The following is a 25,062-nucleotide window of genomic DNA, read 5'->3' as shown; positions in this document are numbered from 1 at the left end:
CGGCGACCGCGCGGGTTCCCGATGTGCCCGATTCCACTCCGCCCGGGTTTTCACTTCCGGGGGACAGCCCGGCACCCGCGTAACCGCCCCGGCGGTGCGTCGTTGAGAGCAGTGTCGGCCCGCCCACGGGGAAAGCCTCGGGGGTAGGGCCGGCACCAGGACGGCCGATGCCCTGTCGGTCGAGGGGTGGCGGCGGGGCATCGTGCGATAGAGGGGCCGGACGTGTGAGGGGTGCGTCCGGCCCCTCCCCCTGTTTCCGAATCGCCGTCGCGATCGAGCGCGGCCAATCAGCCTTTGATGTTGTCCCGGGCCCATTCGACGATCGACTCCGTCGTCGCGCCGGGGGTGAATATCCTCGCCACGCCGAGCCGCTCGAGCTCGGGCAGGTCCTCGTCGGGAATGATCCCGCCGCCGAACACGGTCACGTCGGCGGCGCCCCGCTCGGCCAGCAGCTCGATGACCCGCCGGAAGAGGGTCATGTGCGCGCCGGAGAGCACCGACAGCCCCACGGCGTCGGCGTCCTCCTGGATGGCGGTCTCGACGATCTGTTCGGGCGTCTGGTGCAGGCCGGTGTAGATGACCTCCATGCCGGCGTCCCGCAGCGCCCGGGCAACGATCTTGACGCCTCGATCGTGTCCGTCGAGGCCAGGCTTGGCGATGACGACGCGGGTCCGCGCGCTCATCCTCACGGTCCTTCCCGGGCCGTTCGTGGCGGCCACCGCGTGCGGTCCGCACCGTTGCGGGCCTAAGCCGAAGGTACCCCAGAACAATTCGCCGCCGCCCAACGAGCGCACGACGCCGCGGTTACGCACAACCAACCCGACGGGCACAATCGCGCCGCCCACACGGCGCGGCGCGCCGCTCGGCTTGGGCCGCGGATTATTGCGTGGCTACCGTGACATTCGGTTTCGCCGAATGCTCCTCATTCCGCGATTCTTTCGCGATCACGCATTTGCCGGAATCGGAGGTTCACCGCGTTGCCCGCAAGATCCGCGCGCGCGAACTACCGCGGCCGGCGCCGCCTGCCGACCCCACGCAGCCGCTACCTGGCCGTGCTGACGACCGCGGTGGTGAGCTCCGCCGTGGTGGCCCTGGGCACCGCCGCCGCACTGCCTGAGCCGCACACCGACGGCCTGTCGATGGAGGTCAGCGGCAACTACGAGGACATCACCGGCCGCTCGGGCGGCCTCACCGGCCGGGCCAGCCGCGCCGACGCGCACAGCACGTCGGAGACGGCGAACCAGCCGGCCCCGGACGTCTGGATCCTCCCCCTGCACGCCTACACGCTGACCTCGTTCTTCGGCGAGCGCTGGGGCCGCCTGCACCCCGGCGTGGACCTCGGCGCCGCTCAGGGCGCCCCCTTCACCGCGGTGGCCGCCGGCCGGGTGATCCTGTGCCGCTGGAACGGCGGCTACGGCTACAACGTGATGATCGACCACGGCGGCGACATCGTGACCGTCTACGGCCACGCCTCGAAACTGCTCTGCCGGGCGGGCCAACAGGTCAAGCCGGGCGACGAACTCGCCCTGGTCGGCGACACGGGCCACTCGTTCGGCTCCCACCTCCATTTCGAGGTGCGAGAGAACGACAAACCGATAGAGCCCCTGGCATTCATGCGCAAGCACGGCGTAGACATCCAGAAGCACACAGAGTCGGTCTATTCATAAATCTTTCATACACAGCGCTTCAGATCTTCTCGAGAGCCGCATGCCGGAGAACGATCCACATCACCTGATCGCCGAAGTCGATCTGCGCCTGCGCCCGAGGCCCGGCCCCCTCGACGGCCAGCACCCGCCCGAGCCCGTACCGCTGGTGATTCACCCGATCCCCGACGGCCAGCGACGGCACGTCGCGCTGCAGCTCGGAGGCCGTGGACAGCTTCGAGGCGTCAAGACCCAGCTTCGCCGCCAGCTGGGCCGCCTTCGGCGTCCCACCCACGAACGACGACGTCCGCGCCTGCGTGGCCCCGGAGCCGCGACCGCCGACACCCGCCCGACCGGACCAGCTGGTGTACGCCGCGTCCGTCCGCTCCCACCGCACCAGCTCCGGCGGCAGCTCCTCAAGGAACCGCGACGGCGGGTTGTAGGACGGCTGCCCCCACGCCGACCGGGTCACGGCGCGCGAGATGTAGAGCCGCTGCCGCGCCCGCGTGATCCCGACATAGGCCAGCCGCCGCTCCTCCTCCAGCTCCTTGCGATCGCTCATCGCCCGCTGGTGCGGAAAGACGCTGTCCTCCAGCCCGGTGAGGAAGACCACGGGGAACTCCAGCCCCTTGGCCGTGTGCAGGGTCATCAGCGTGACGACCCCGGTGTGGTCGGGATCGTCGCTGGGGATCTGGTCGGCGTCGGCGACGAGCGAGACCTGCTCCAGGAACCCGGCGACGCTCGGCCCCGGCACCGCGGTCGCGTCGCCCTGCTCGGCGGCGACCGCGACGGTGGCCTCGGTGCGCTCCGTGTATTCCCGGGCGACGCTGACCAGCTCCTGCAGGTTTTCGACCCGGCCCGCCTCCTGCGGGTCGGTGCTCTCCTCGATCTCGCCGAGATATCCGGAGCGCTCCAGCGCCGCCTCCAGGACCTCCTCCGGCATCGCGGTCTCGGCCATGACCCGCAGCTCGTCGAGCAGCGCCACGAAGTCGCCGATGGCGTTGACCGCGCGAGTGGAGATGCCGGGGGCCTCGCTCGCGCGGCGCAGTGCGGCGCCGAACGAGATCCGCTCGCGGCTCGCGAGCGCCTCGATGCACGCCTCGGCGCGGTCGCCGATGCCGCGGCGCGGGGTGTTGAGGACCCGGCGGGTGCTGACGGTGTCGTCCTCGTTGACCACGGCGCGCAGGTAGGCCAGCGCGTCGCGGACCTCCTTGCGCTCGTAGAACCGCACGCCGCCGACGACCTTGTACGGCAGGCCGAAGCGGATGAACATCTCCTCGAACACGCGGGACTGCGCGTTGGTCCGGTAGAACACCGCCACGTCGGCGGGGCGCACGCCCTCGTTGTCCGACAGCCGGTCGATCTCCCGCGCCACCCAGTCGGCCTCCGCGTGCTCGGTGTCGGCGACGTAGCCGACGATCTGCTCGCCGGCACCCTGGTCGCTCCACAGCCGCTTGGGCTTGCGCTCGGTATTGCGCCCGATCACGGCGTTGGCCGCGGAGAGGATCGTCTGGGTGGAGCGGTAGTTCTGCTCCAGCAGGATCGTGTGCGCGTTGGGGAAGTCGCGCTCGAACTCCAGGATGTTGCGGATCGTGGCGCCGCGGAACGCGTAGATCGACTGGTCGGCGTCGCCCACGACGCACAGCTCGCCGGTGTCCCCGACCAGCTCCTTCACCAGCATGTACTGCGCGTGGTTGGTGTCCTGATACTCGTCGACGAGCACGTGGCGGAAGCGCCGGCGATAGCTCTCGGCGACCTCGGGGTGGCTCTGCAGCAGGTGCACGACCCGCATGATCAGGTCGTCGAAGTCGAGCGCGTGCGCCTCGTTGAGCCGCTGCTGGTAGAGCGTGTAGGCCTCCGACAGCGCTCGCTCGGCCGGCCCCTTCGCGGTCGCGGCGAACGCCTCGGGGTCGATCAGCTCGTTCTTCAGGTTGGACACCTGGGTGGCCAGGCCGCGGGCCGGATAGCGCTTCGGGTCGAGGTCGAGCTCGCGCGCGACGAGCTGCATGAGCCGGCGCGAGTCGTCGGCGTCGTAGATCGAGAACGTCGACTTGAGCCCGGCGTGGTCGTGCTCGGCGCGCAGGATGCGCACGCAGGCGGAGTGGAACGTGGACACCCACATCAGCCGGGCGCGGTTGCCCACCAGCCGGGCGACCCGCTCCTTCATCTCGCCGGCGGCCTTGTTGGTGAACGTGATGGCGATGATCTCGCCGGGGTGCACGTCGCGCGCCGCCAGGAGGTAGGCGATGCGGCTCGTGAGCACCTTGGTCTTGCCGGATCCGGCGCCGGCCACGATGAGCAGCGGCTGGCCCTCGTGGGTCACCGCGTCGCGCTGAGGGCCGTTGAGGCCTTCCAGCAGGTCGCGCTTGGGCGGTCTGGGCTGCGCCGCCGGGGCCTCGGGCTGCGGCGGGCGGGACTGGGGAACCTCGAAGAGAGCATGCATCGCAGGGGCGAGTCTATGCTCTTGCCGGCTTGGTGGCGCCTTCGGCGCGGCGCTGCCGGGGAGTTCGCGCAGTGGGCGCGGTTGCTGACGGCGTGCCGTCCACAGGCCGTACGGATGACCGGAAACCGACGCGTCCCACCCTGCGGAAGATCTTCCCGCGGCGCTTGACCGCGTGCCATACTCGGCTACGTGATCGAGCGGGCGCGCTACTTTTTTTACGGCTTCCGGAGTCCGGCAGCCGTAGGTCGCGCCTGATCGCTAAACCTACCGACGCCCCGGGCTCCGAGCCCGGGGCGTTCGCGTTCCCGGGAGCGGAGCACCGGACCCGATCCGACAAGGACGCAGAGAAATGGCCGCCATCACCATGGAGCAGCAGCCCTCCGACGCCCAGCAGGTCTCCCCGGACGATCACATCGCCGGCCTGCGCAACCGCATCGACGAGATCGACGCCGCGATCGTCGCGCTGTGGAAGGAACGCGCCGCGATCTCGCAGGAGGTCGGCAAGACCCGTGTCGCCGCCGGCGGCACCCGGCTCGTGCTCTCCCGCGAGCGCGAGATCCTCGAGCGCTTCAGCAAGGAGCTCGGCGCCGACGGCACGCAGCTTGCGCTGCTGATCCTGCGCGCCGGCCGGGGCCCCCTGTAGGTCCGGAGGACGGTACTAATAGGTACATGAGCTTTCCTCCCTCGGCCGCGCCCCTGACCGACGTCCAGCGCGTGCTGTGCGTGCTCGCGCACCCTGACGACGTCGACTTCGGCTCGGCCGGCACCGTCGCGACCTGGGTCGATGCCGGCATCGAGGTGGCATACCTGCTGGTGACCCGGGGCGATGCCGGCGGCTTCGACGACACGCCCCGCGAGCAGATGCCCGCGCTGCGCGAGGCGGAGCAGCGGGCGGCCGCGGCGGCCGTGGGCGTCAAGCAGGTGGAGTTCCTGGAGGGGTACCGCGACGGCATCCTCGAGCCCACGATCGGGCTGCGCCGGGACATCACGGCGGCGATCCGCCGCTTCCGGCCCGACCGCGTCCTGACCAGCTCTCCCCTGCGCCGCTGGGACCGCCTCGCCGGCCCCAGCCACCCCGACCACCTGGCCGCGGGCGAGGCGACGACCTGCGCGGTCTACCCGGACGCGCGCAACCCGTTCACGTTCACCGACATCGGGCTGGAGCCCTGGACGGTGCGCGAGATCTGGTACGGCGGGGGCCCGAACCCCGACCACTTCGTCGACGTCACCGACGTGTTCCCGCGCAAGCTGGCGGCCCTGCGGGCGCACGTGTCACAGACGTCGCACCTGGACGGGTTCGACGAGATGCTGCGCGGTCGGCACGCGATGGTGGCGAGGGCCGGCGGCCTGCCCGACGGCCGGCTCGCCGAGGGCTTCTCGATCTTCGCGACCGCCTGAGCCTCAGACCAGGCGGCGGTCGGCGGCCCACCGGGACAGCTCGTACCGGTTGGACATCTGCAGCTTGCGCAGCACGTTGGAGACGTGCGTCTCGACCGTCTTGATCGAGATGAAGAGCTCCTTCGCGATCTCCTTGTAGGCATACCCCCGGGCGAGCAGCCGCAGCACCTCCCGCTCCCGATTGGTGAGCTGGTCGAGCTCGGGGTCGGCCACCGGGGCGTCCGGCCGCGCGGCGAACGCGTCGAGCACGAAGCCGGCCAGCCGCGGGCTGAACACCGCGTCGCCGTCCGCGACCCGGCGGATGGCGTCGGCGAGCTCGTCCGGGGAGATCGTCTTGGTCACGTAGCCGCGGGCGCCGGCGCGGATCAGCCCGATCACGTCCTCGGCCGCGTCGGAGACCGACAGCGCCAGGAAGCGCACGTGCGGGTGGCTGCGGCGCATCGCGTCGAGCACCGCGCGGCCGCCGCCGTCGGGCATGTGCACGTCGAGCAGCACGACGTCGGGCTCGAGCGCGGAGATTTTCTGCACCGCCTCGGCGACCGCGCTCGCCTCGCCCACGACGTCGACGTGCAGGCCGAGCTCGGCGCGGACGCCGGCGCGGAACATCGCGTGATCGTCGACCAGGAACACCCGCAGCCGCTGGGTCTCTTCGGTGCTCATCCTTCTCCGCCTTCACTGTTACCTACGCCCTGAGCCGCGTGCTTGCGGCGCCGAGCCTCCGTGTCGATCGGCATGCTGAGGCGCACCTCGGTGCCCTCGCCCGGCGTGCTGCGGATCTCGGCCTTGCCGCCGTGGCGCTGCATGCGCAGGACGATCGAGCCGCGGACCCCGTGCCGGTCGTCGTCCACCGCGGCGAGGTCGAAGCCGGCGCCCCGGTCGCGCACGAAGACGCTGACGCAGTCGGGCTCCACCTCGGCGTACAGCGAAATCGTCTGCACCTTCGCGTGCTTCGCGGCGTTGACCAGCGCCTCCCGGGCCGCCGCGACGATCGCGCCGACCTTCTCGTCGACGTCCACGTCGCCGACGACGACGGTCTCGACCGCGACCGCGAACGTGTCCTCGACCTCGGCGGACGCCTCCTCCAGCGCCGCGCTGAACTTCTCCATCGGCGAGGCCGCGGGCTTGTACAGCCAGTTGCGCAGGGTGCGCTCCTGCCCCCTGGCGAGGCGCTGCACCTCCTTGACGTCGCCGGCGTTGCGCTGGATCAGCGCCAGCGTGTGCAGCACCTGGTCGTGGATCATGGCGGCCAGCTCGGCCCGCTCCTGCTCGCGCACCCGTGCCTCGCGCTCCGCGCTGAGCTGGGTGAACATGCGGTACAGCAGGGGCGCGAGCGCCAGCCCGACGCCGGCGAGCGCCACGGCGGCGAAGGCGAGACCGTAGCCGATCGAGGAGAACGGCACGCCGCGCAGCGGGACGCCGACCACGAACACGCCGATGATCCCGACGATGACCAGCAGGCCGCCGCCGACGAAGCGGAAGAGATACGACTTGCGGTTGTTGTCCATCATCGCGCCGAGCCACGGCATGCCGGGCACGGCCGAGGACCAGCGCTCCCGCCGCTTCGGGTCGGCCTGGTGCCAGATGATGCCGGCGCCGAGCGCGATGATCGCGGCGAGCCAGCCGATCACGGCCTCGACGCTGCCGTCGGGCTGCACCATCATGCGCAGGACCGCGATGCCGACGCCGAGCGCGAGGAACGAGAACAGCTGGTTGACGTTGCGCCCGCCGCGGCGGTGGTGCGGGGGCAGCGGCAGCACCGCCCAGAAGGCGGCGTAGAGCAGCGCGCCGAGCCCGTTGAACACGGCGAGCACCACGAACGCCACCCGGACCAGCAGCACCGGCGCGCCGAGGTGCGCGGCGATGCCGGCCGCCACGCCCGCGACGACCCGATCGGCGGGCTCGCGGTACAGGCGGCGGGCGGGGGCTGGGCCGGTCATTGCGCTCGTTTCTGCTCCGGTTCGGAATTCGGTACCTCAGATCGTCACACGAACGCCGACGGCCGGACCACTCCGAACGCCCCGGAGCCGCAGAATCAGGGTGGCGTCAGGGTCGATGCCTGAGGCGGCGGACGGGCCGCGTCCGCGAGCATTGATGCCATGACGAAACCGCCTGCCGCCGACGAGCCGGCCGTCAACGCCGCCGCGGAACGGGCCGCGGAGCCAGTGGAAGACCGCACGCCGGACGAGGCCGCCACGGCCGCGACCGGGCCGGCCGCCCACGAGTCCGCACGGCCCGCCGCATCCGGCGCCGGCGACGAGACCCCCACCCGCACCCCCGCCGATGACGACGAACCCCGCTTCGAGGCGGACTCCGGCGCCGCCGGCACCCCCACGCCGGCCAACTGGCCGACCGACGAGCCGAGGACGGTGGAGGAGCCCACGCCGTCCCCGCAACCGCCGCCGGGATCGACGCCGCCGCCTGGCAGCACGCCGCCACCCGGGTCGACACCGCCGCCCGGCAGCACGCCGCCGCCGGGCAACGTGCCACCGCCTCCGCCGCCGGGGGCCACGCCGCCGCCGTTCGGCAACCAACCGCCATTCGGCAACCAACCGCCGTTCGGGGCGGGATTCAATCGGGCGCTGCTCGTGCGGCCGCTGCAAGGCCGTTACGTGGCCGGCGTCTGCGCGGCCATCGGCCGGGCCACCAACACCGACCCCACGCTCTGGCGCGTCATCTTCGCCGTGCTGACGCTGGCCGGCGGCGTGAGCATCGTCGTGTACCTGCTCGGCTGGCTGCTCCTGCCCGCCGAGGGCGACACCGGCTCCCCGCTCGAGGCGCTGCTCGGCCGCGGCCGCTCGGGCACCTCCACGCCGCTGGCGATCGTCATCGGCGTCTGCGCGGTGTTCGCGTTCATGCTCGTCATGTCGCAGAACTTCAGCGCCGCCCTGGTCGGGCTGGTCGTCGTGATCGGCGTGGTCGCGCTCGTGATGCGCGGGCAGGGCGGCAACCAGCAGGCGGCCGCCGGGCCGTTCGCGCCGCCGCCCGTGCCCAACCCGGCGCAGCCGGGGCCGTTCGCCCCGGCCGGGGCGCCGTTCGGGGCCGCGCAGTTCGAGGCCCGGCCGGGCGCGACCGGCTCGTTCGGGCCCGGACCGTCCGGTCCCCGGCCGTTCGGGCCCCCCTCGTTCGGATACCCCTCGTTCGGGGCCCCCTCGTTCGGACCCACGCCGTTCGGGGCCCCGTCGCCGGGCAACGCCACGGCGACCGGCGCCGGCGAAGCGGGCACCGCCGGCCCGCCGCGGGAGGACACGACCGACGCCTCCACCATCGGATCGGCGCCGACCACGGCGGTCCCGGCGACCGGCGAGCCCGCCGCGTACTCGGCACCCTCGGTACCGAATCCGCCACTGATGCCCCCGAAGCCGCCGCTGCCGCCCTTGCCGCCGATGCCCGGGTTCGGCCCGGCGGGCTACCGGGCGCCGTTCGCCCCGCGCGGCCCGTACGCCGGCAGCCCGTACGCGGCGAGCCTCGGCTACCCGCCACCCGGCGTCCCGACGTCGCCCTACCCGGGGCTGGCGCCGACCCCGCCGCCGAAGCCGCCGAAGGAGCGCTCGAAGCTGGGGCGGATCACGTTCTCGCTGATCCTGCTCTCGCTGGGGGTGCTGGCCGCGCTCGAGGTCACCGTGGCGGACTTCAAGGCCAGCACGTTCTTCGCGGTACCGCTGGCGATCACCGCCCTCGGCCTGATCACGGGTGCGTGGCTCGGCCGGGCCCGGGTGCTGATCCTGCTCGGCGCCCTGCTGAGCATCGCGCTGGCGATCGCGACCGCGGCGAGCACGACCGTGCCGCATCGCACCGAGAACATCACCATCGCGCCCACGTCGGTGGGCTACCTGCAGCCGCGGTACTCGACGGACTTCGGCAACATCAACGCGGACCTCAGCCAGATCGACTTCACCGACCAGGACGTGACGGTGGCGTTCCGGGTCGGGGCCGGCAACCTCCAGATCGTGGTGCCGCCGAAGGTCGACGTCACCGTTGACGTGCACATCCAGGGCGGTGACTGCCGGGTCTTCGGCAACAACTGCGGCGGGCTCAGCCAGACCAACTCGTTCACGGACCACGGCACGGACGGCCAGGGCGGGGGCAGGCTCCACCTCAACCTGGACATGGACTGGGGCAATGTGAGGGTGACCCGATGAAGCCACACCGACTGGACGGCGTCTCGCTGACGTTCGGCCTGATCTTCCTGGGAATCGTGGTGGTCTGGCTGTTCAACCAGGCCGTCTCGGTACACCTCAACGCGGGCTGGATCGTGGCCGTGGGCCTGATCCTGTTCGGGGGGCTCGGCCTGGTGGGGGCGCTGCGCTCCGACAAGTCGTCGGAGCGCGGCAAGGCCGGGCAGCAGAACGCGGATCCGTACGACTACGACCTGGACGTCGACTGACGGGCCGCGGCACGGAATATGCTGGCCGGCGGGGCATGTGCCCCCGTCGGCCAGCGGCCTGTTCCGGCCCGGCCTGTTTCGTCTTCTGCCTATTTCCGTCTTCTGCCTGAGGAGCCCTTCCGAGATGACCCAATTTCCCGTTGGCGGCACTTCCGGCGCATCCCGCCGCCCGATCCAGATCGGTGACCGAGCCGCCCGGGTCCTCGCCTCCGAGCTCGCCCGCCACGGCGGCCCCAAGACCGGCCTGGTGATCGGCGCGGCCGCCGGCTCCGCCGCCCTCGCCGCGGCGATCGACGCGCTGCTGCCGGACGACCGGCTGACGGTGGTCGGGTCCAGCCCCGGCGCGGCGGCCGCCCTGCGCGAGCACGTGGAGCGCCAGGGCCGCTGGGTCGCCGAGCGCACCCGCGTGATCGACTCGGTCGACGCCGCCGAGCCCGCCGACGTGGTGATCCACGCCGAGGCGCTCACCGGGACCGCCGAGGACGCCCGAGAGGTGCTCGCCGGCCTGGCCAAGCTGGTCACCACCGGCGGCGTGCTGGCCGTGGTGGTGCCCGCCACCCGGCTGCCCAGCGGCGCCGCCGACGAGGTCGAGCGGCAGGCCGCCCTCTACGGCGTCGGCAGCGACCTGGTGCTGCGCAACGTGCCGCCGGTGCGGATCCACCGGCTGCGGCACACCCCGGCCGACCACGCCACGGCGGAGAACCTGCTGCCCGCGCTGCGCCCCTCCAGCGTCCCGCTGACCCGGGGCATGAACATCGACTCCAACGGCGTGGCCGCCGCCGGCATCGCGCTCGGCCTGGCCGCGCTGGCCAAGGCGGCCCGGCCGAAGTCGAAGCTGTGGCTGGTCCCGGCGCTGGCCGCGGCCCCGGTGGCGGCGTTCTTCCGCGACCCGCAGCGCGACGTGCCGGAGGACCCGAAGGCCGTGGTGGCCGCGAGCGACGGCAAGGTGCTCGGCGTGGAGCGGATGCAGGACAAGCGCTTCGGCGACATGGAGTTCCTGCGGATCGCGGTGTTCCTGTCGGTCCTCGACGTGCACGTCAACCGGGCGCCGGTGGCCGGCAAGGTGATCGACTACTTCGTCGAGGACGGCGGATACGCGGCGGCGATGAAGCCGGAGGCCGAGCACAACGTGGCGGCGTACACGCTGCTGGAGACCGCGCACGGGCCGGTCGCGGTCGTCCAGCGCACCGGGCTGATCGCGCGGCGGATCGTGCAGCGGGCGCCGATCGGCTCGCTGCTGGCCAAGGGCGAGCGGTTCGGTCTGATCCGGTTCGGCTCGCGCACCGACGTCTACCTGCCCTCCGACCGGGCGACGCCGGCCGTGGCGCCGGGCGACCGGGTCGTCGGCGGCCAGACGGTCATCGCCACCTGGCGCTAGGCGCGGCGAACACCGAGGGCACCAAGGCGCAGACGAGACGGCCCCCACCCGCAGGTGGGGGCCGTCGTCGCGAAGCGGGGCCGCTCAGGCGGCGTGGTTGCGCTGGCGCAGCCAGATCAGCGGGCCGCTGACCAGGTAGGCCAGCACGACCACGACGAACGTCATCCGGAAGTCGACCAGGGCGCCGACGACCGGCAGCACCAGCAGCCACGGCGGCAGCTTGAGCAGCCGGGCCAGCTTCGCGTAGGGGAAGCTGGAGACCATCGCCAGGCCCAGCAGCACCACCCCGGCCACCCGCAGCACGGGCGGCATCTGCGGGGCGATCAGCGTGCTCAAGGCCAGCACCGCGGCACACATCGTGGTCGGCACGCCGCAGAAGAAGCGGCCGTCCTTGGGCGACACGTTGAAGCGGGCCAGGCGGATCGCCGCGGCGCACGCGACCAGCGCGCAGGCCGGCACGAGCAGGCCGATCGGGGCCGAGCCGTTGAGCCAGGCGTACACCACGACCGGGGCGGCCAGGCCGAACGAGCACATGTCGGCGAGGGAGTCCATCTGGGCGCCGAACGGGCTCGCGACGCCGAGCCGGCGGGCCAGGAAGCCGTCGAGGCCGTCGAAGACGACGCACGCGATAAGCAGCGCGGCCGCGACCCGGACGTCGCCCCGGTTGACCGCGATGAAGATCGCCGACAGGCCGAGCATCAGGCTGCTCAGGGTGCAGGCGTTGACCAGCGCGAACCGGATGCGACGGGCGATCGTGCGCTCGCCGGGCAGCAGCGGGATGGCCAGCGCGGCCGGCTCGTCGCGCACCGTGCCGGCCGTCGGGCCGGCCTCCGGGTGGCCCGCCTCGGAGCCGGCGCCGGCCGGACTGACCGGCGCGACCGAGATCGCCTCGGCGGCCAGGTCCCGTGACAATCCGTCACGGCGGCGCATCCGAAGGCGCGGCAGCCGGACCCGGCCGGTGCGGGTGTCGGTCTCCGCGGGGGGCACGAGCAGCGAGGTAGCGCCGGCGACATTGCCGTCACTGCGGCGGCCGACGCGTCCGGCGAAGAGCACCTGACGGGCGAGGGAGCCGCTGCGTCGCAGCCGCCCGGCCCATTGCCGCCCCCCACCGGGCCGCGGGCTGTCCGTGGTGCGTCGTCGCTGCCAAGGTGCTCTCGGCACTGATCCTCCATGTAGGAACGAGGTTCCCACGGTCGCATTTCGGGGTCGATTGACCCCTGGTGTCCGTTTCGCGAGCCCATCTCGCGATCTACACGATCCCATATCAGATCGCGGTTGGCGATGCCTCGGGAAGGAAACCGCCATGAGAGGCGAGCCGCGGAACTACAGGGTGTAGTGTCTCGTTAACCTCTAGTCCATGTTAACGAAAACGGTCACTCCCCGTCGCAGGCAGTGAGGCGGCCCACTGAACCACCTCGGTCACGGGCAGGCCCGCCAGCTCCCCGGGCTCGAACCAGGCCGCCGCCGCGGTCGACCCGCCGGCCGCCTCCGTCACGCTGGGTGTCGACGGTTCGGGCACCAGCACCCGATAGAGCGCCCGGACCGCGTGCCAGTTCATCGGGTACCCCTCCGGGCCGACGAGCCCGAGGCTGCGCCGGTGCGTGACCCCCAGCAGCTCGACGATCTCGCCCCGCTGGCCGGTCTCCTCGTACAGCTCGCGCAGCAGTGCCTCGGCCGGCTGCTCGCCGACGTCGGTGCCGCCGCCCGGCAGGTGCCAGCGGCCGGCCCCCGGAAAGCCTTGGGCGATCTCGGTCAGCAGCACGCGCCCGGCGGGATCGGTGACAAACCCGTACGCGGCGAACCGCTGGCCCTTCGGCAGCTCCGACTCCGCGGCCGCCGCGGCGGTGTTGGCGGGTGCCGAGCCCGCCGAGGCGGCGGGCACCACGTCGAAGGTCACCCGGTCCTCATGAACATCGGGCGTGACCAGGGCGCGAACCTCGCGTACCGCCGAAACCACCACCGGCAGCCCGGCCTCGTCGCGGAACAGGCGGACCACCGCGGACGCGGGATTCTCCCCGTGCCGGATCGGACCACCCACCTCGCCGTTTGCGCCCGGCAGCCGCCCGTAGACCGTGATCACCCGAGTCTGCGTCATGGTGGTCAGCGTAGGCCGGCGCCGCGCAGCGCCTCCTCGGTCACCTCGGTCAAAGGCAGCTCGTCCAGATCCTCGGGGTCGAACCAGCGCGCCTCGGCGGTCGAGCCGCCGACGTCGTGGATGACCGGGCGGCTGGAGCGGGCCACGTGCACTCGGTAAAAGGCGCGCACGCCGTGCCAGTCGATCGGGTAGCCCTCGGGGCCCAGCTGCGCCGCGTCGCGGTGACTGGCAACGCCGAGCAGCTCGACGATCCGGCCCTCCTGCCCGGTCTCCTCGACCAGCTCGCGGATGAGCGCGACGCCGGGCTGTTCGCCGAAGTCGGTGCCGCCGCCGGGCAGGTGCCAGCAGCCGCCGCCCGGGTAGCCGTCGGCGATGCGGGTGAGCAGGACGCGGCTGCGCCGGTCGGTGCAGACGGCGTAGGCGGCAAAGCGCTGCGCCCGGTGCAGGCCGTCGGGGCCCGGTACCGCATAGAAGGAAGGCACCTCGGGCACCCCGTCGGGCCGGATGTCGGCCGCGGCGTCGGGCAGGCCGAGCGCGTCGGCGGTGAACCGGCGCAGCGGCAGCGACTGCGCCTCCTCGAGCGTCACCCAGCGGGCGAGGTCGGTGGGCTGGCCGACCCGGTCGCGCAGCGCGCCGCCGCGCACGGAGACCTCGTAGATCAGCCGGTCGGTGTGGATGGTCAGCCCCCGCGGCGGCAGCGCCCGCATGTCGGCGAGCACATCGCGCAGCCGCACCACGGCGACGGAGAGGCCGGTCTCGGCCGCGGTCTCGCGCACGACGGTGTCGACCGGGTTTTCACCGTGGTCGACCGCGCCGCCGGGCAGCGACCACACGCCCGGCGTGCCGGACTTGGTCGACGCGCGGACCAGCAGGAATCCGTCGCCGTCGGCGCAGACACAGTAAGCCGCAATGCGCCGCAGCGGCTGTAAGGCAGGAGTCACGTCGATAAATTGTCCGGCTTTTACCACCGGTCGCAAGAGCGAAAACCACCTGAAGGGGGATTCACTCCCATTCAATGGTGCCCGGCGGCTTGGACGTGACATCCACGACCACGCGATTGACCTCCCGGACCTCGTTCGTTATCCGGGTCGAAATCTTCGCGATCAGCTCGTGCGGCAGCCGCGACCAGTCGGCGGTCATCGCGTCGTCGCTGGAGACCGGGCGCAGCACGATCGGGTGGCCGTAGGTCCGCCCGTCGCCCTGCACACCGACGCTGCGCACGTCGGCGAGCAGCACCACGGGGAACTGCCAGACGCTGCGGTCCAGCCCGGCCGCGGTGAGCTCCTCGCGCGCGATGAGGTCGGCGGCGCGCAGGATGGCCAGCCGCTCCTCGTCGACCGCGCCGATGATCCGGATCGACAGCCCCGGGCCCGGGAACGGGTGGCGCATGACGATCTCCTCGGGCAGGCCGAGGGCGGCGCCGATCTGGCGTACCTCATCCTTGAACAGCGTCCGCAGCGGCTCGACCAGCGCGAACTTCAGGTCCTCGGGGAGCCCGCCGACGTTGTGGTGCGACTTGATGTTGGCGGTGCCGGTGCCGCCGCCGGACTCCACCACGTCGGGGTAGAGCGTGCCCTGCACCAGAAACTCGATGTGCTCCTCGGCGTCGAGCTCGCGGGCGGCCGCCTCGAAGACCCGGATGAACTCCCGGCCGACGATCTTGCGCTTCTGCTCCGGGTCGGTGACGCCGGCCAGCGCGCCGAGGAACTGCGCGGAGGCGTCCACGACCTTGAGGTTGATGCCGGTCGCGGCGACGTAGTCCTTCTCGACCTGCTCCGCCTCGCCCGCGCGCAGCAGCCCGTGGTCGACGAACACGCAGGTCAGCTGGTCGCCGACGGCCCGGTGGACGAGCGCCGCGGCCACCGCGGAGTCGACGCCGCCGGACAGCGCGCAGAGCACCCGCTTGCTGCCGACGCGCGCGCGGACCGCCTCGACCTGGTCCTCGATGATGTTGTTCGAGGTCCAGGTGGGCTCGATGCCGGCGATGTCGTAGAGGAAGCGGCGCAGCACCTCCTGCCCGTGCGGGGTGTGCGCGACCTCGGGGTGGAACTGCACGCCGGCCAGCCGGCGCGCGGTGTCCTCGAACGCGGCGACCGGCGCGCCCGCCGACCCGGCGGTGACCGTGAAGCCCTCGGGCGCCGCGGTGACGCAGTCGCCGTGGCTCATCCAGACCGACTGCTCGGCCGGCAGGTCGCGCAGCAGCACGCCGCCCCCGCCGGCGATCTTCAGCGCGGTGCCGCCGAACTCGCGCTGCCCGGTGTGGCGGGCCTCGCCGCGCAGCGCGACGGCCATCGCCTGGAAGCCGTAGCAGATGCCGAACACGGGCACGCCGGCCTCGAACAGGGCCGGGTCGACCTGCGGCGCGCCGTCCTCGTAGACCGACGACGGGCCGCCGGACAGCACGATCGCGGCGGGCCGCTTGGCCAGCATCTCGGCAACCGGCATCGAGCTCGGCACGATCTCCGAGTAGACGTGGGCCTCGCGCACGCGGCGCGCGATCAGCTGTGCGTATTGGGCGCCGAAGTCGACGACGAGAACCGGCGGCGTGGTCATGCCGAAAAGCCTAGTCGGAGAGCGGCCGGAGCCTCCGCCGGGACCGCCGGACGTGACGGAGCTATCGCCGCCACCGGGGCGTAGGGCGCGCCGAGTTCGGGGCGCGGGTCGGCGTCGCCCTTGTTGGGCCACATCGACATCGCCCGCTCGGCCTGCGCGGTGATCGTCAGCGAGGGGTTCACCCCCAGGTTGGCCGAGACCGCGGCGCCGTCGACCACGTGCAGCCCCGGGTGGCCGAAGACGCGGTGGTACGCGTCGACGACCCCGGTCGCCGGCGAGTCCCCGATCGCCGCGCCGCCCAGGATGTGTGCGGTCAGCGGGATGTTGAAGACCTCCGACCAGCCGCCACCCGGCACGCCGCCGATCTCCTCGGCCAGCAGGCGGACCGCCTCGTTGCCCGCCGGGATCCAGGTCGGGTTGGGCTCGCCGTGGCCCTGGCTGGAGGTCAGCCGCCGGCGGCCGGTCCACGAGCGGCGGTAGTGCACGTCGAGGGAGTTGTCCAGCGACTGCATGACCAGCGCGATCACGGTCTGGTGCGACCACCGGCGCACCGAGAGCACGCGCAGGTGCTTGACCGGGTGGCGGAAGAACACGCCGAACCAGCGCAGCGGGCGCCACGACCCGCCGTCGGTCAGCACCGTCTGCAGCAGGCCCATCGCGTTGGAGCCCGGCCCGTAGCGGACCGGCTCGATGTGGGTGTTCGCGTCGGGGTGGAACGAGCTGGTGATCGCGATCCCGTCGGTGAAGTCCACGCCCTTGCGCAGCGACCTCGCCCCGACGATGGACTCGGAGTTGGTCCGGGTGAGCGTGCCCAGCCGCGGGGACAGCCCCGGCAGGGCGCCCTCGGCCCGCATCCGATGCAGCAGGCGCTGGGTGCCCAGGGCGCCGGCGGCGAAGACGACCTGGCCGGCCTCGAAGGTCCGGCGGCGACGGCGGCGGTCCGTGCCGCGCGTGCGCACCAGGTAGCCGCCGTCGGTGCCGTTCGAGGCGGGGCGGACGGCGTCGACCGTGGTCAGCGGGAAGACCTCGGCGCCGAGCCGCTCGGCGAGGTACAGATAGTTCTTCACCAGGGTGTTCTTGGCCCCGACGCGGCAACCGGTCATGCAGGCGCCGCAGTGCGTGCAGGTCTGGCGCTCGGGGCCGGCGCCGCCGAAGTACGGGTCGGCGCCCGACCGGCCGAAGTACACCCCGACCGGCGTGGCGTGGAAGGAGCCGCCGGCGCCCATGCGCTCGGCGACCGACCGCAACGCGCGGTCGGCGCTGGTCGTGCGGGCGTAGGTGGTGACCCCGAGCATCCGCTCGGCCTGGTCGTAGAACGGCTCGAGCTCGGCGCGCCAGTCGGCGATGTCCTTCCACTGCGGGTCGTCGTAGAAGGGCTGCGGCGGGCGGTACAGCGTGTTGGCGTACACCAGCGAGCCGCCCCCGACGCCGGCGCCGGCCAGCACGAGCACGTTGCGCAGCATCGTGATGCGCTGGATCCCGTAGCAGCCGAGGGCGGGGGCCCACAGGAAGCGCCGGGCGTTCCACGACGTCTTCGGGAAATCGTCGTCGGCGAAGCGCCGGCCGGCCTCCAGGACCGCGACGGAGTACCCCTTCTCGGCCAGGCGCAACGCGGTCACGCTGCCACCGAAGCCGGAGCCGATCACGACGACGTCGTAGCGCATGCCCCATAGTGACTCATGAGTAACTTACGGGGAAGACCCTTCGGTTTCGGTGCCGTTCTGCGGCAGACTGGTCAACTATGGCGAGACTTCCCGGCGGGCTGGCCGTCTGGCGTGGTCGCCGGCTGCTGGGCAGCCCGGCCGCGGCGTCGCCACCCGCGCTGCCGGCGGTCGACGCGGGCAACCACGCGGCCCTGCACTCGATCGTGCTCGACGCGCTGAAATACGCCGACGTCCCGCCGCCGCAGTCGGTGCATCTCGGCGGCACCGCGAGCGTGCGGACGACCGGCGGTGTGCTCGTCGTCGGGCTGCCGCTGGTGTGGGGCCTCTCCGCCGATCAGCTGCGGGTCCTGCTGACCCACGAGCTCGCGCTGCCCGCCTCCCGCCACCCCGATCTGGTCCGCGGGCTGCTCAACGAGCGGCTGCGTTCGCCGGGCTCGGAGAAAGCGGCCGCCCGGCACGCACGGCTGCTGGCCGCGACCGAGACGCTGCTGGCCGAGGCCGAGCAGGTCCGCGACGCGGCGGCGGTGACCGCGGCCGGCGGGGGGCTCTCCGCGGTCGAGGACGCGGCCCTCGCGCTGCTCAAGGCCGCCGCGATCGACGGGGCCTTCGCGGCCTTCGCCGCCGCCCCGCTGGCGTCGGGCACGATCTCGGCGTTCGCGACCGGGTCGCTGCCCACGGCCGGCCCGATCCGGGCGGAGGACCTGCACGCCGGCTGGCGGCTGCGGCTGGAGCGCTGGGGCGCGCCTGCCCGGGACGTCTCGGCGCTGCACGGCGAGCTGGCGGCCCGGCACCTCGGGCTCGCCGAGGAGCTGCGCGCGCCGGCCGCCGGGCCGCTCGTGGCGCTCGACCCGGGCTCGGTCGTCCTGGACGAGCTGGGGCCCGCCGCCGGGCGCGCCCTCGCCGCCGAGGCGCTGAGCGCCGCCGAGGGCCCCTGGGTGCGCCTTGCCGACCTGCCCGTCGAGGCCTACCTGCCCGACGTCGAGCGGCGGGCGCGGCAATACGTCGAGGCCGTGCACGAGGTGTTGGGCCGCGCACCGGAGGGGCGCGACGAGCTCGCGGGCACGCTGCTGCGCCGCCCGGTCGACGTGGAGCGGGCCCGCCGCGGCCTGCCGCCCGGAGGCGGGGACGACGCCGCCGCGCCGCCGTGGATGGGGGCGGCGCTCCTCGCGGTCGTGGTGGAGTATGCGCTGCTACGCCAGGGCTGGCGGCGCGAGCACCCGCTGCTGCCCCGCCGGCTCGCCGGCCCGGACGGCTCGGGCGTGCTCGACCTCAACGAGCTGGTCCGCAGCGACCCCGCCGGGCTGCGCGCCCACCTGGGGTGAGCCGGCCGGTCACAGGTTCAGCGTCGGCGTGGCCGCCAGCTCGGCCGGGTGGATGACCAGGTAGCCGTTCGGCCAGCGCTGCTCGACGACGCCGGCCGCGAGCTGGTTGGCGCCGTTGCCGTCGAAGCGCACCCCGTTCCACGGCATGATCGTCTGCGTGGCCGGGAGCTTCACCTGCTGCACGGCGTTGCGGACCGCCTGCTTCGAGTAGTCGACCGACTGGTCCATCGCCATCGCGAGCACCAGCGTCGCCATGAAGGCGTCCGCGGCGACCTCGGTCAGCTTGGTGTGGAACGCCTGCTCGTACATCGCGCCGACGACCTGCGCGATCGGGTTGCGCGCGGCGAACTCGTTCGACCAGCCGGAGGCCCGCAGCACGGCCGGGTTCTTCACCAGGTCGAGCGCGGCCACGGCCGGCCCGATCGCGATCACCGGGGCGGCGCCCTTGAGCTTGATCGCGAGCTCGTTCGCCGCGGACGCCTCGGCCGCACTGGTCACGATCGCGAGCACCGCGTCACCCTTGGTCACCAGACCGCCGGGCTGCCCGGCCTCGCTGCCCGCCAGCGGCACGACGTGGTCCTTGCCGGCCACCTCGTAGCCCGCGGCCAGGCTCAGGTCCTCGATCGAGTTCTTGAGGGCGGCCGCCTCGTCGGCGAGCGGGCCCGCGGGCGAGCCGGCCGCGGTGACGATCCGCTTGTACTGCCCGCCGCCGCGCTGGCGGTAGAGCAGGTCGAGCGCCGTGGAGACCATCCGCCGGTCGCTCGGCTGGATTCGGAAGTGCCCGATGCGGTTGAGTTCGCCGAAGGTGTCCGACGTGCTCAGCGCGTCGACCAGCGAGACGCCGAGCAGGTCGGTGACCCGGCCGGCGGGCAGTGCCACGTCGATCGTGTCGGCCACCACCAGCGCGACGGCGCCTTCGTCGACCAGGCGGGTGGCCTCCTTCTCGACCTTCTCCGGCGCGCTGTCGGTGTTGCCGGTGATCAGCGTCAGCTTGGCGCCGCTGCGCAGGCCGGCGCCCGGGCCGAGCGGCAGGGGCAGCGGCTGGGCCGGAATGTCCCGGTTGACCAGTTCGACGGCGAGCTTCGCGCCCAGCGTGGCCTGCTGGCCGAGGGCGGCGTTGGCGCCGCTGGTCGGCACCAGCAGCCCGATCGCGATGGTGGCCGGCACGCTCGATCGCGGCGTGTCCCCGCTCGTGCAGGCCGACATGAGGAACGCCGACGCGAGCACCAGGGCGGTCACTGCGGGCCGGAGGCCCCGGGTGAGCACGGCGAAAGACTCCTTGCGGCGTGCGGCAGGTCGGACGGCCGTATCCTTCCCCTCCGGCCAATACGGAGCAAGCCCGCTGTCCGGCTTCAAGTATTGTGACCTGCGCCACTATGACGTGGTTGGACACGAGTCGCAACCCTGGTTTGATAAGGGCCGCACGTTGCTCAGGCAGCGCGATGACGCATGCGAAAGGTGTGAAGGGGTGCAGACCTTCGCTTCGCCGCCTTCGACGAGGGCTCCGGCCGTCGTGATGAAGGTGAACAGCCATCGCCGGAGACGGCCGGGGGAACCGCAACGGCGCAGCGCGTCGCTGTTCCGGGTGCGCGACTGGCGCGTGCCGACCAAGCTCGCCGCCGTCCTCGTCCTGCCCGCCGTCGCCTTCCTCGTCATCGCCGGCGTGCAGATCAACCTCTCGGTGCAGGACGCGACAAGGCTGGATCAGTTCGCCCAAGGGGTCAAGGTCGGCCGCCAACTCACCGACCTCATCCACCAGTTGCAGCTCGAAAGGGACCGAACGGCCGGAGTTCTCGCCAAGTCGAACACCCCCGCCGCCCCGGCCGGCCCGAACCAGGCCGCCGACGAGCTCGCGGCGAGCTACGCCGCGACCGACGCGGCCCTGCAGGCCTTCTCCGCGCAGGCCCGCCCGCTGCTGCAGAACCCGCTCTTCAACCAGACGCAGAACCGGGTCAGGGCCGACTTCCAGGACCTCGCGCTCGTGCGCGCCGGCGTGAAGGCGCGCTGGCTGCGCGAGGAGGCGGTCTTCGACCAGTACTCCGTGACGATCCAGCACCTGTTCGACCTCGTGCCGGACCGCCCGGACATCGGCGGCGACTCCGAGTCCGTCTCCGAGGTCTCCTCGCTGATGGACCTCGGGCAGGCCAAGGAGCTCAAGGACCAGCTGCGCGGGCGGATTTTCGCCGCGGCCAGCGCGGGCAAGTTCGCGCCGGACGACTTCGAGACGTTCTCGCAGATCCAGGCCCGGCAGGTCGCCGCCGTCGAGCGGTTCCGCGCCTCGGCGAGCCCCCGCCACCTCGCCCTCTACGACCGCAACCTGCGCCAGCCCGCGGTCTCCACCGTCGCCCGGATGCAGCAGGAGATCATCTCCCGCGCCCGGGGCGCCGCGGTCGGCCTCTCCGCCGAGGACTGGTGGCGGGCCAGCACCCAGGAGCTGGACTACCTCCGCAGCATCGAGAAGGAGATGCTGGAGGACGCCATCAAGGGCGCCGGTGGCCGTAGCTCCACCCAGCGCAACAACGCCATCGCCGCCACCTCGGCGATCGTGCTGGTCATGCTGCTGGCGCTGCTGCTGTCCTGGCTCATCGGCCGGTCGATGGCCCGCTCGCTGCGCCAGCTGCGGGCGCAGGCCCTCGACGTGGCCCAGCACCGCCTGCCCGAGGCGATCCAGCGGCTGCGGACGCTGCCGCGCGGCGAGACGGTCACGGTCGACACGACGACCCGGGTCCGCTCCTCCGACGAGATCGGCGAGGTCGCGGACGCGTTCACCGCCGTGCACCGCAGCGCGGTCAGCCTGGCCGTCGAGCAGGCGGTCATGCGGCGCAACGTCAACTCGATGTTCGTCAACCTGGCCCGCCGGTCGCAGACGCTGGTCGAGCGCCAGCTCCAGCTCCTGGACCAGCTGGAGTCGGCGGAGACCGACCCCGACCAGCTGGCCAACCTGTTCCGGCTGGACCACCTGGCCACGCGCATGCGCCGCAACGACGAAAACCTGCTGGTCCTCGCCGGCAGCGAGGCGACCCGCCGGTGGGCGCAGCCGGTCTCCCTCTCCGCCGTGATGCTCGCGGCGATGGCCGAGATCGAGCAGTACGCCCGGATCCGCCACGACGTGTCCAACGACATCTACGTCGTCGGCCACGCCGTCTCCGACATCGTCCACCTCTTCGCCGAGCTGCTGGAGAACGCGACGACGTTCTCCCCGCCGGACACGGTCGTGACGGTGACGGGCTGGCCGGCCCAGCAGGCCCGCGAGGCGACGATCGTCATCGAGGACAAGGGCATCGGCATGACCGAGTCCGGCCTCATCGAGGCCAACGAGCGCGTCTCCAGCCCGATCGCGATCGACGTCGCCGCCTCCGAGCGGATGGGCCTCGTCGTGGTCGGTCACCTCGCCGATCGTTACGGGGTCTCGGTCCGGCTCACCGCCACCGACGGCGGCGTGACGGCGTACGTGACAATGCCGGCCCGCCTGCTGGCCTCGCCGCCCGAGGGCATGGGGCTCTACGGCCACACCTCCAACCCGCTCGCCGGCGCGGCCCGCCTGCCGATCCCGGTCGACGGCGGCGCGTCGCAGGCGCCGGCCGGGCCCGAGCCCGGCGACTCGCCGACCGCCGTGCTGCCGGCCCTGCCCGGCCGGCCGGCGCCCGCTGACGGTCAGGAGGGCGCCGAGGGGGCGCGGCCGGTCTCCGGGGTGCCCGCGGTCGCGGCGCTGCCGGTGCCGGGCGTCCCGGCGGCGGACACGACCTGGCCCGTGGCCTCCTCGGCCGCGGCGGCCGCGGCCCGCGAGGCGGCGGAGGCGGACCAGGACACTGACCAGGACACGGACCAAGCCGCGAACCGGGCCGACGGGGCCACCGAGCCGCAGGTGCCGGCGACGGCGGGCCGGACCGCACCGGTCTCCTCAGCCCCGGTTTCTGCGGCGCCGGTCTCCTCGGCCCCCGTGTCAGCCACACCGGTGTCGGCGGCTCCCGTGTCGGCAGCTCCGGTCTCCTCGGCCCCCGTGTCGGCGACCCCTGTCTCGGCGGCGCCGGTGTCGTCCGCGCCGCTGTCGGCGGCGCCGTCGTCCGAGGCGCCGGCCGCGCCCGGCGCGCCGGTGCCGGGGGCGCCCGCGTCGACGCCGCCGGCGAACCGGGCGGCGAACGGCGGCCCGGCCAACATCCGGCGCGGCCCGACCCGCGCCGAGGACATCCTGGGCGCCGCGGCGCGCGGCAACGTCGCGCCCGCGGCGAAGAGCACCCGCTGGTGGTCCCGCGGCGGGGGCGGCGACGCACCCGCCGCGGCGCCGGCGATCCCGGTGCAGCGCCAGCCGGTCACGGCCGGCACCAGCAGCGCCGGGCTGCCCATCCGCGTCCCGCTCGCCCAGCTGCCGGGGGACCCCACCGGCCAGGTGCCGCCGACCGAGCCGGTGCAGCCGATCGTGACCCCCCAAACGGAACCGGATCCGGCTAGCGTTGGGAGCATGCTCACCCGGTTCTACAGTGGTGTGCACCGGGCCGCGAACGAGGATGAGGTGCCCACGGTGCCGATCAACGAACATCGAGGGAGCACGGCGTGACCCTGAGCCAACAAGCACGAGACCTGAGCTGGCTGATCAACGCGTTCACCGAGCGGGTGCCCGGCATCGCACATGCTGTGGTGGTCTCCTCCGACGGCCTGCTGGTGGCCGTCTCCGACCACCTGCCCCGCGACAGCGCCGATCAGCTGGCCGCGGTCACGTCCGGCCTGGTGAGCGTCACCAGCGGCGCCGCGCGGATCTTCGACGGCGACGAGGTCAAGCAGACCGTGGTCGAGATGGGCCAAGGCTTCTTCCTGGTCATGTCGATCCGCGACGGGTCGATCCTGGCCACGCTGGCCGGCCGCGAGGCCGACATCGGCGTGGTCGGCTACGAGATGGCCCGCCTGGCCAAGCAGGCCGGCGAGATGCTGACCCCCGCGCTGCGCGCCGAGTTGCAGCAGGCGCTCCCCCGCTGAGCCGACGGCGGGAGGGCCGGGTCCCCGGTCCTCCCGCCGACCTCACTACACGCGGGGCGGTCGCTCTTACTTGTCCAGGATCAGGCCGACCTTCTGGAACTCCTTCAGGTCGCGGTATCCGCACTTGGCCATCGCCCGGCGCAGGCCGCCGAAGAGGTTGAGCACGCCGTCGGGGTCCTCGGACGGGCCGTAGAGCACCCGCTCCAGGCTGCCCAGCGAGGACTCGGCCGAGCCGAACGAGCCGCGCGGCAGCTTCGGGTGGCTCGCCGCCGAGTGCCACCACGCGCCGCCGGCCGGGGCCGTCTCGCTGCGCGACAGCGGCTCGCCGACCATGACGGCGTCGGCGCCGCAGCCCAGCGCCTTGGCGATGTCGCCGGAGGTCTGGATGTTGCCGTCGGCGATGATGTGCACGTATCGCCCGCCGGTCTCGTCCAGGTAGTCGCGGCGCGCGTCGGCGGCGTCGGCGATCGCCGTCGCCATCGGGACGCGGATGCCGAGCACCCGGTCGGTGGTCGACCACTCGTCGGCGCCGATGCCCACGATGACGCCCGCGGCGCCGGTGCGCATGAGGTGCAGCGCGGTCTGGTAGTTGGTGCAGCCGCCGACGATGACCGGCAGGTCGAGGTCGGCGATGAACTCCTTGAGGTTGAGCGGCTCGTCGGTCGTCGAGACGTGCTCGGCGGAGACGAGCGTGCCCTGGATGACCAGGAGGTCGACGCCGGCGTCGAGGATCACCGGGGCCAGCGCGAGCGTGTGCTGCGGCGACACCCGCACGGCGACCGTGACGCCGCCGTCGCGGATCTCCTTGACGCGCTCGCCGATCAGCTCGGGCTTGATCGGCTCGGCGTAGACCTCCTGGAGGCGGGCGGTGGCGGGGGCCTCGTCGTCCAGCCCGGCCAGCTCCTCGAGGATCTTGGTCGGGTCGGCGTATCGCGTCCAGAGCCCCTCGACGTTGAGCACGCCGAGGCCGCCGAGCTTGCCAAGGGCGACGGCGGTGGCCGGGCTCATCGTGGCGTCGGAGGGGTGCGCCACGCAGGGAATCTTGAACGGGTACGCGTCGAGCTGCCAGTTCGTGGAAACGTCGTCGACGTCGCGGGTGCGGCGCGTCGGGACGATCGCGATGTCGTCCAGGTGGTAGCCACGCCGGGCGCTCTTGCTCAGCCCGATCTCGACCACGTCACGCATTGTCAGCTCCTGTTGAATTCGGGGTG

20 protein-coding genes are annotated in these 25,062 nt (G+C 72.9%); 9 read left to right on the top strand and 11 right to left on the bottom strand.

Features of this window, described 5'->3' with window-relative positions:
- Positions 1-287 precede the first annotated feature (287 nt).
- Positions 288-683: a cobalamin B12-binding domain-containing protein gene (locus ACGFI8_RS09245; protein ID WP_392802154.1), complete on the bottom strand. Its 396-nt coding sequence runs from the start codon at positions 681-683 to the stop codon at positions 288-290.
- 294 nt (positions 684-977) lie between these two features.
- Between ACGFI8_RS09245 and ACGFI8_RS09240 the strand changes: the two genes are divergently transcribed.
- Positions 978-1,667 (top strand): M23 family metallopeptidase, encoded by a 690-nt coding sequence (locus ACGFI8_RS09240; protein WP_392802151.1) that lies wholly within the window; start codon positions 978-980, stop codon positions 1,665-1,667.
- A gap of 19 nt (positions 1,668-1,686) precedes the next feature.
- Here the strand turns inward: ACGFI8_RS09240 and pcrA are convergent, their stop codons facing one another.
- Complete coding sequence (pcrA, locus tag ACGFI8_RS09235) at positions 1,687-4,086, bottom strand: DNA helicase PcrA (RefSeq protein ID WP_392802148.1); 2,400 nt, start codon at positions 4,084-4,086, stop codon at positions 1,687-1,689.
- Between the two features lie 349 nt (positions 4,087-4,435).
- Here pcrA and ACGFI8_RS09230 point away from each other — a divergent pair, with 349 nt between their 5' ends.
- Together ACGFI8_RS09230 and ACGFI8_RS09225 are read left to right on the top strand one after the other, a co-directional pair.
- Positions 4,436-4,729, top strand: coding sequence for a chorismate mutase (locus ACGFI8_RS09230; RefSeq protein ID WP_392802145.1), 294 nt, complete (start codon positions 4,436-4,438; stop codon positions 4,727-4,729).
- Between the two features lie 26 nt (positions 4,730-4,755).
- Positions 4,756-5,484: a PIG-L deacetylase family protein gene (locus ACGFI8_RS09225; protein ID WP_392802142.1), complete on the top strand. Its 729-nt coding sequence runs from the start codon at positions 4,756-4,758 to the stop codon at positions 5,482-5,484.
- Between the two features lie 3 nt (positions 5,485-5,487).
- Here ACGFI8_RS09225 and ACGFI8_RS09220 read toward each other — a convergent pair whose 3' ends face one another.
- On the bottom strand, positions 5,488-6,144 hold the full coding sequence (locus ACGFI8_RS09220; RefSeq protein ID WP_392802139.1) for a response regulator: 657 nt from the start codon (positions 6,142-6,144) through the stop codon (positions 5,488-5,490).
- Positions 6,141-7,421, bottom strand: a complete 1,281-nt coding sequence (locus ACGFI8_RS09215; RefSeq protein WP_392802136.1) for a PspC domain-containing protein — start codon at positions 7,419-7,421, stop codon at positions 6,141-6,143. The genes ACGFI8_RS09220 and ACGFI8_RS09215 overlap by 4 nt, the downstream gene beginning before the upstream one ends.
- 159 nt (positions 7,422-7,580) lie before the next feature.
- On the opposite strand from ACGFI8_RS09215, the gene ACGFI8_RS09210 reads away from it, so the two are divergent.
- The 3 genes from ACGFI8_RS09210 (at position 7,581) to ACGFI8_RS09200 (ending at position 11,246) form a co-directional block, all read left to right on the top strand.
- A complete protein-coding gene (locus tag ACGFI8_RS09210) occupies positions 7,581-9,623 on the top strand; it encodes a PspC domain-containing protein (protein WP_392802134.1) in 2,043 nt (680 codons plus the stop codon).
- On the top strand, positions 9,620-9,868 hold the full coding sequence (locus ACGFI8_RS09205; RefSeq protein ID WP_392802132.1) for a hypothetical protein: 249 nt from the start codon (positions 9,620-9,622) through the stop codon (positions 9,866-9,868). Before ACGFI8_RS09210 ends, ACGFI8_RS09205 begins: the two co-directional genes overlap by 4 nt.
- Before the next feature lie 124 nt (positions 9,869-9,992).
- Positions 9,993-11,246: a phosphatidylserine decarboxylase gene (locus ACGFI8_RS09200; RefSeq protein WP_392802130.1), complete on the top strand. Its 1,254-nt coding sequence runs from the start codon at positions 9,993-9,995 to the stop codon at positions 11,244-11,246.
- A gap of 84 nt (positions 11,247-11,330) precedes the next feature.
- Here ACGFI8_RS09200 and ACGFI8_RS09195 read toward each other — a convergent pair whose 3' ends face one another.
- The 5 genes from ACGFI8_RS09195 to ACGFI8_RS09175 all read right to left on the bottom strand — a co-directional run bounded on the left by ACGFI8_RS09195 (position 11,331) and on the right by ACGFI8_RS09175 (position 17,558).
- Positions 11,331-12,329 (bottom strand): CDP-alcohol phosphatidyltransferase family protein, encoded by a 999-nt coding sequence (locus ACGFI8_RS09195; RefSeq protein WP_392802880.1) that lies wholly within the window; start codon positions 12,327-12,329, stop codon positions 11,331-11,333.
- Between the two features lie 277 nt (positions 12,330-12,606).
- Complete coding sequence (locus ACGFI8_RS09190; protein ID WP_392802128.1) at positions 12,607-13,341, bottom strand: NUDIX hydrolase; 735 nt, start codon at positions 13,339-13,341, stop codon at positions 12,607-12,609.
- 5 nt (positions 13,342-13,346) lie between these two features.
- Positions 13,347-14,282, bottom strand: a complete 936-nt coding sequence (locus ACGFI8_RS09185; protein WP_392802125.1) for an NUDIX domain-containing protein — start codon at positions 14,280-14,282, stop codon at positions 13,347-13,349.
- A 61-nt stretch (positions 14,283-14,343) separates the two neighbouring features.
- Positions 14,344-15,894 (bottom strand): glutamine-hydrolyzing GMP synthase, encoded by a 1,551-nt coding sequence (guaA, locus tag ACGFI8_RS09180; protein ID WP_392802122.1) that lies wholly within the window; start codon positions 15,892-15,894, stop codon positions 14,344-14,346.
- Positions 15,891-17,558 carry an FAD-dependent oxidoreductase gene (locus ACGFI8_RS09175; protein WP_392802120.1) on the bottom strand — a complete coding sequence of 556 codons (1,668 nt, stop codon included), beginning with the start codon at positions 17,556-17,558 and terminating at the stop codon, positions 15,891-15,893. The genes guaA and ACGFI8_RS09175 overlap by 4 nt, the downstream gene beginning before the upstream one ends.
- 77 nt (positions 17,559-17,635) lie before the next feature.
- Between ACGFI8_RS09175 and ACGFI8_RS09170 the strand changes: the two genes are divergently transcribed.
- Complete coding sequence (locus tag ACGFI8_RS09170) at positions 17,636-18,880, top strand: hypothetical protein (protein ID WP_392802117.1); 1,245 nt, start codon at positions 17,636-17,638, stop codon at positions 18,878-18,880.
- A 9-nt stretch (positions 18,881-18,889) separates the two neighbouring features.
- Here the strand turns inward: ACGFI8_RS09170 and ACGFI8_RS09165 are convergent, their stop codons facing one another.
- Complete coding sequence (locus ACGFI8_RS09165) at positions 18,890-20,146, bottom strand: ABC transporter substrate-binding protein (protein ID WP_392802114.1); 1,257 nt, start codon at positions 20,144-20,146, stop codon at positions 18,890-18,892.
- A 319-nt stretch (positions 20,147-20,465) separates the two neighbouring features.
- On the opposite strand from ACGFI8_RS09165, the gene ACGFI8_RS09160 reads away from it, so the two are divergent.
- A complete protein-coding gene (locus tag ACGFI8_RS09160) occupies positions 20,466-23,435 on the top strand; it encodes a nitrate- and nitrite sensing domain-containing protein (protein ID WP_392802111.1) in 2,970 nt (989 codons plus the stop codon).
- 2 nt (positions 23,436-23,437) lie between these two features.
- Positions 23,438-23,851, top strand: coding sequence for a roadblock/LC7 domain-containing protein (locus tag ACGFI8_RS09155; RefSeq protein WP_344616054.1), 414 nt, complete (start codon positions 23,438-23,440; stop codon positions 23,849-23,851).
- Positions 23,852-23,917: 66 nt separating this feature from the next.
- On the opposite strand, the gene ACGFI8_RS09150 is transcribed toward ACGFI8_RS09155, so the two are convergent.
- On the bottom strand, positions 23,918-25,036 hold the full coding sequence (locus ACGFI8_RS09150; protein WP_392802109.1) for a GuaB3 family IMP dehydrogenase-related protein: 1,119 nt from the start codon (positions 25,034-25,036) through the stop codon (positions 23,918-23,920).
- Positions 25,037-25,062 lie beyond the last annotated feature (26 nt).

The organism is Dactylosporangium sp. NPDC048998, assembly GCF_043197855.1.
GTDB lineage: Bacteria > Actinomycetota > Actinomycetes > Mycobacteriales > Micromonosporaceae > Dactylosporangium.
This window is presented reverse-complemented; position numbering and strand designations above follow the sequence as displayed.

Bases quoted from the DNA above. Each gene is read 5' to 3' on its own strand.
- ACGFI8_RS09245 (WP_392802154.1), bottom strand. From the start codon at position 683: ATGAGCGCGCGGACCCGCGTCGTCATCGCCAAGCCTGGCCTCGACGGA.
- pcrA (WP_392802148.1), bottom strand. From the start codon at position 4,086: ATGCATGCTCTCTTCGAGGTTCCCCAGTCCCGCCCGCCGCAGCCCGAG.
- ACGFI8_RS09230 (WP_392802145.1), top strand. From the start codon at position 4,436: ATGGCCGCCATCACCATGGAGCAGCAGCCCTCCGACGCCCAGCAGGTC.
- ACGFI8_RS09225 (WP_392802142.1), top strand. From the start codon at position 4,756: ATGAGCTTTCCTCCCTCGGCCGCGCCCCTGACCGACGTCCAGCGCGTG.
- ACGFI8_RS09220 (WP_392802139.1), bottom strand. From the start codon at position 6,144: ATGAGCACCGAAGAGACCCAGCGGCTGCGGGTGTTCCTGGTCGACGAT.
- ACGFI8_RS09215 (WP_392802136.1), bottom strand. From the start codon at position 7,421: ATGACCGGCCCAGCCCCCGCCCGCCGCCTGTACCGCGAGCCCGCCGAT.
- ACGFI8_RS09210 (WP_392802134.1), top strand. From the start codon at position 7,581: ATGACGAAACCGCCTGCCGCCGACGAGCCGGCCGTCAACGCCGCCGCG.
- ACGFI8_RS09205 (WP_392802132.1), top strand. From the start codon at position 9,620: ATGAAGCCACACCGACTGGACGGCGTCTCGCTGACGTTCGGCCTGATC.
- ACGFI8_RS09200 (WP_392802130.1), top strand. From the start codon at position 9,993: ATGACCCAATTTCCCGTTGGCGGCACTTCCGGCGCATCCCGCCGCCCG.
- ACGFI8_RS09190 (WP_392802128.1), bottom strand. From the start codon at position 13,341: ATGACGCAGACTCGGGTGATCACGGTCTACGGGCGGCTGCCGGGCGCA.
- guaA (WP_392802122.1), bottom strand. From the start codon at position 15,894: ATGACCACGCCGCCGGTTCTCGTCGTCGACTTCGGCGCCCAATACGCA.
- ACGFI8_RS09175 (WP_392802120.1), bottom strand. From the start codon at position 17,558: ATGCGCTACGACGTCGTCGTGATCGGCTCCGGCTTCGGTGGCAGCGTG.
- ACGFI8_RS09170 (WP_392802117.1), top strand. From the start codon at position 17,636: ATGGCGAGACTTCCCGGCGGGCTGGCCGTCTGGCGTGGTCGCCGGCTG.
- ACGFI8_RS09150 (WP_392802109.1), bottom strand. From the start codon at position 25,036: ATGCGTGACGTGGTCGAGATCGGGCTGAGCAAGAGCGCCCGGCGTGGC.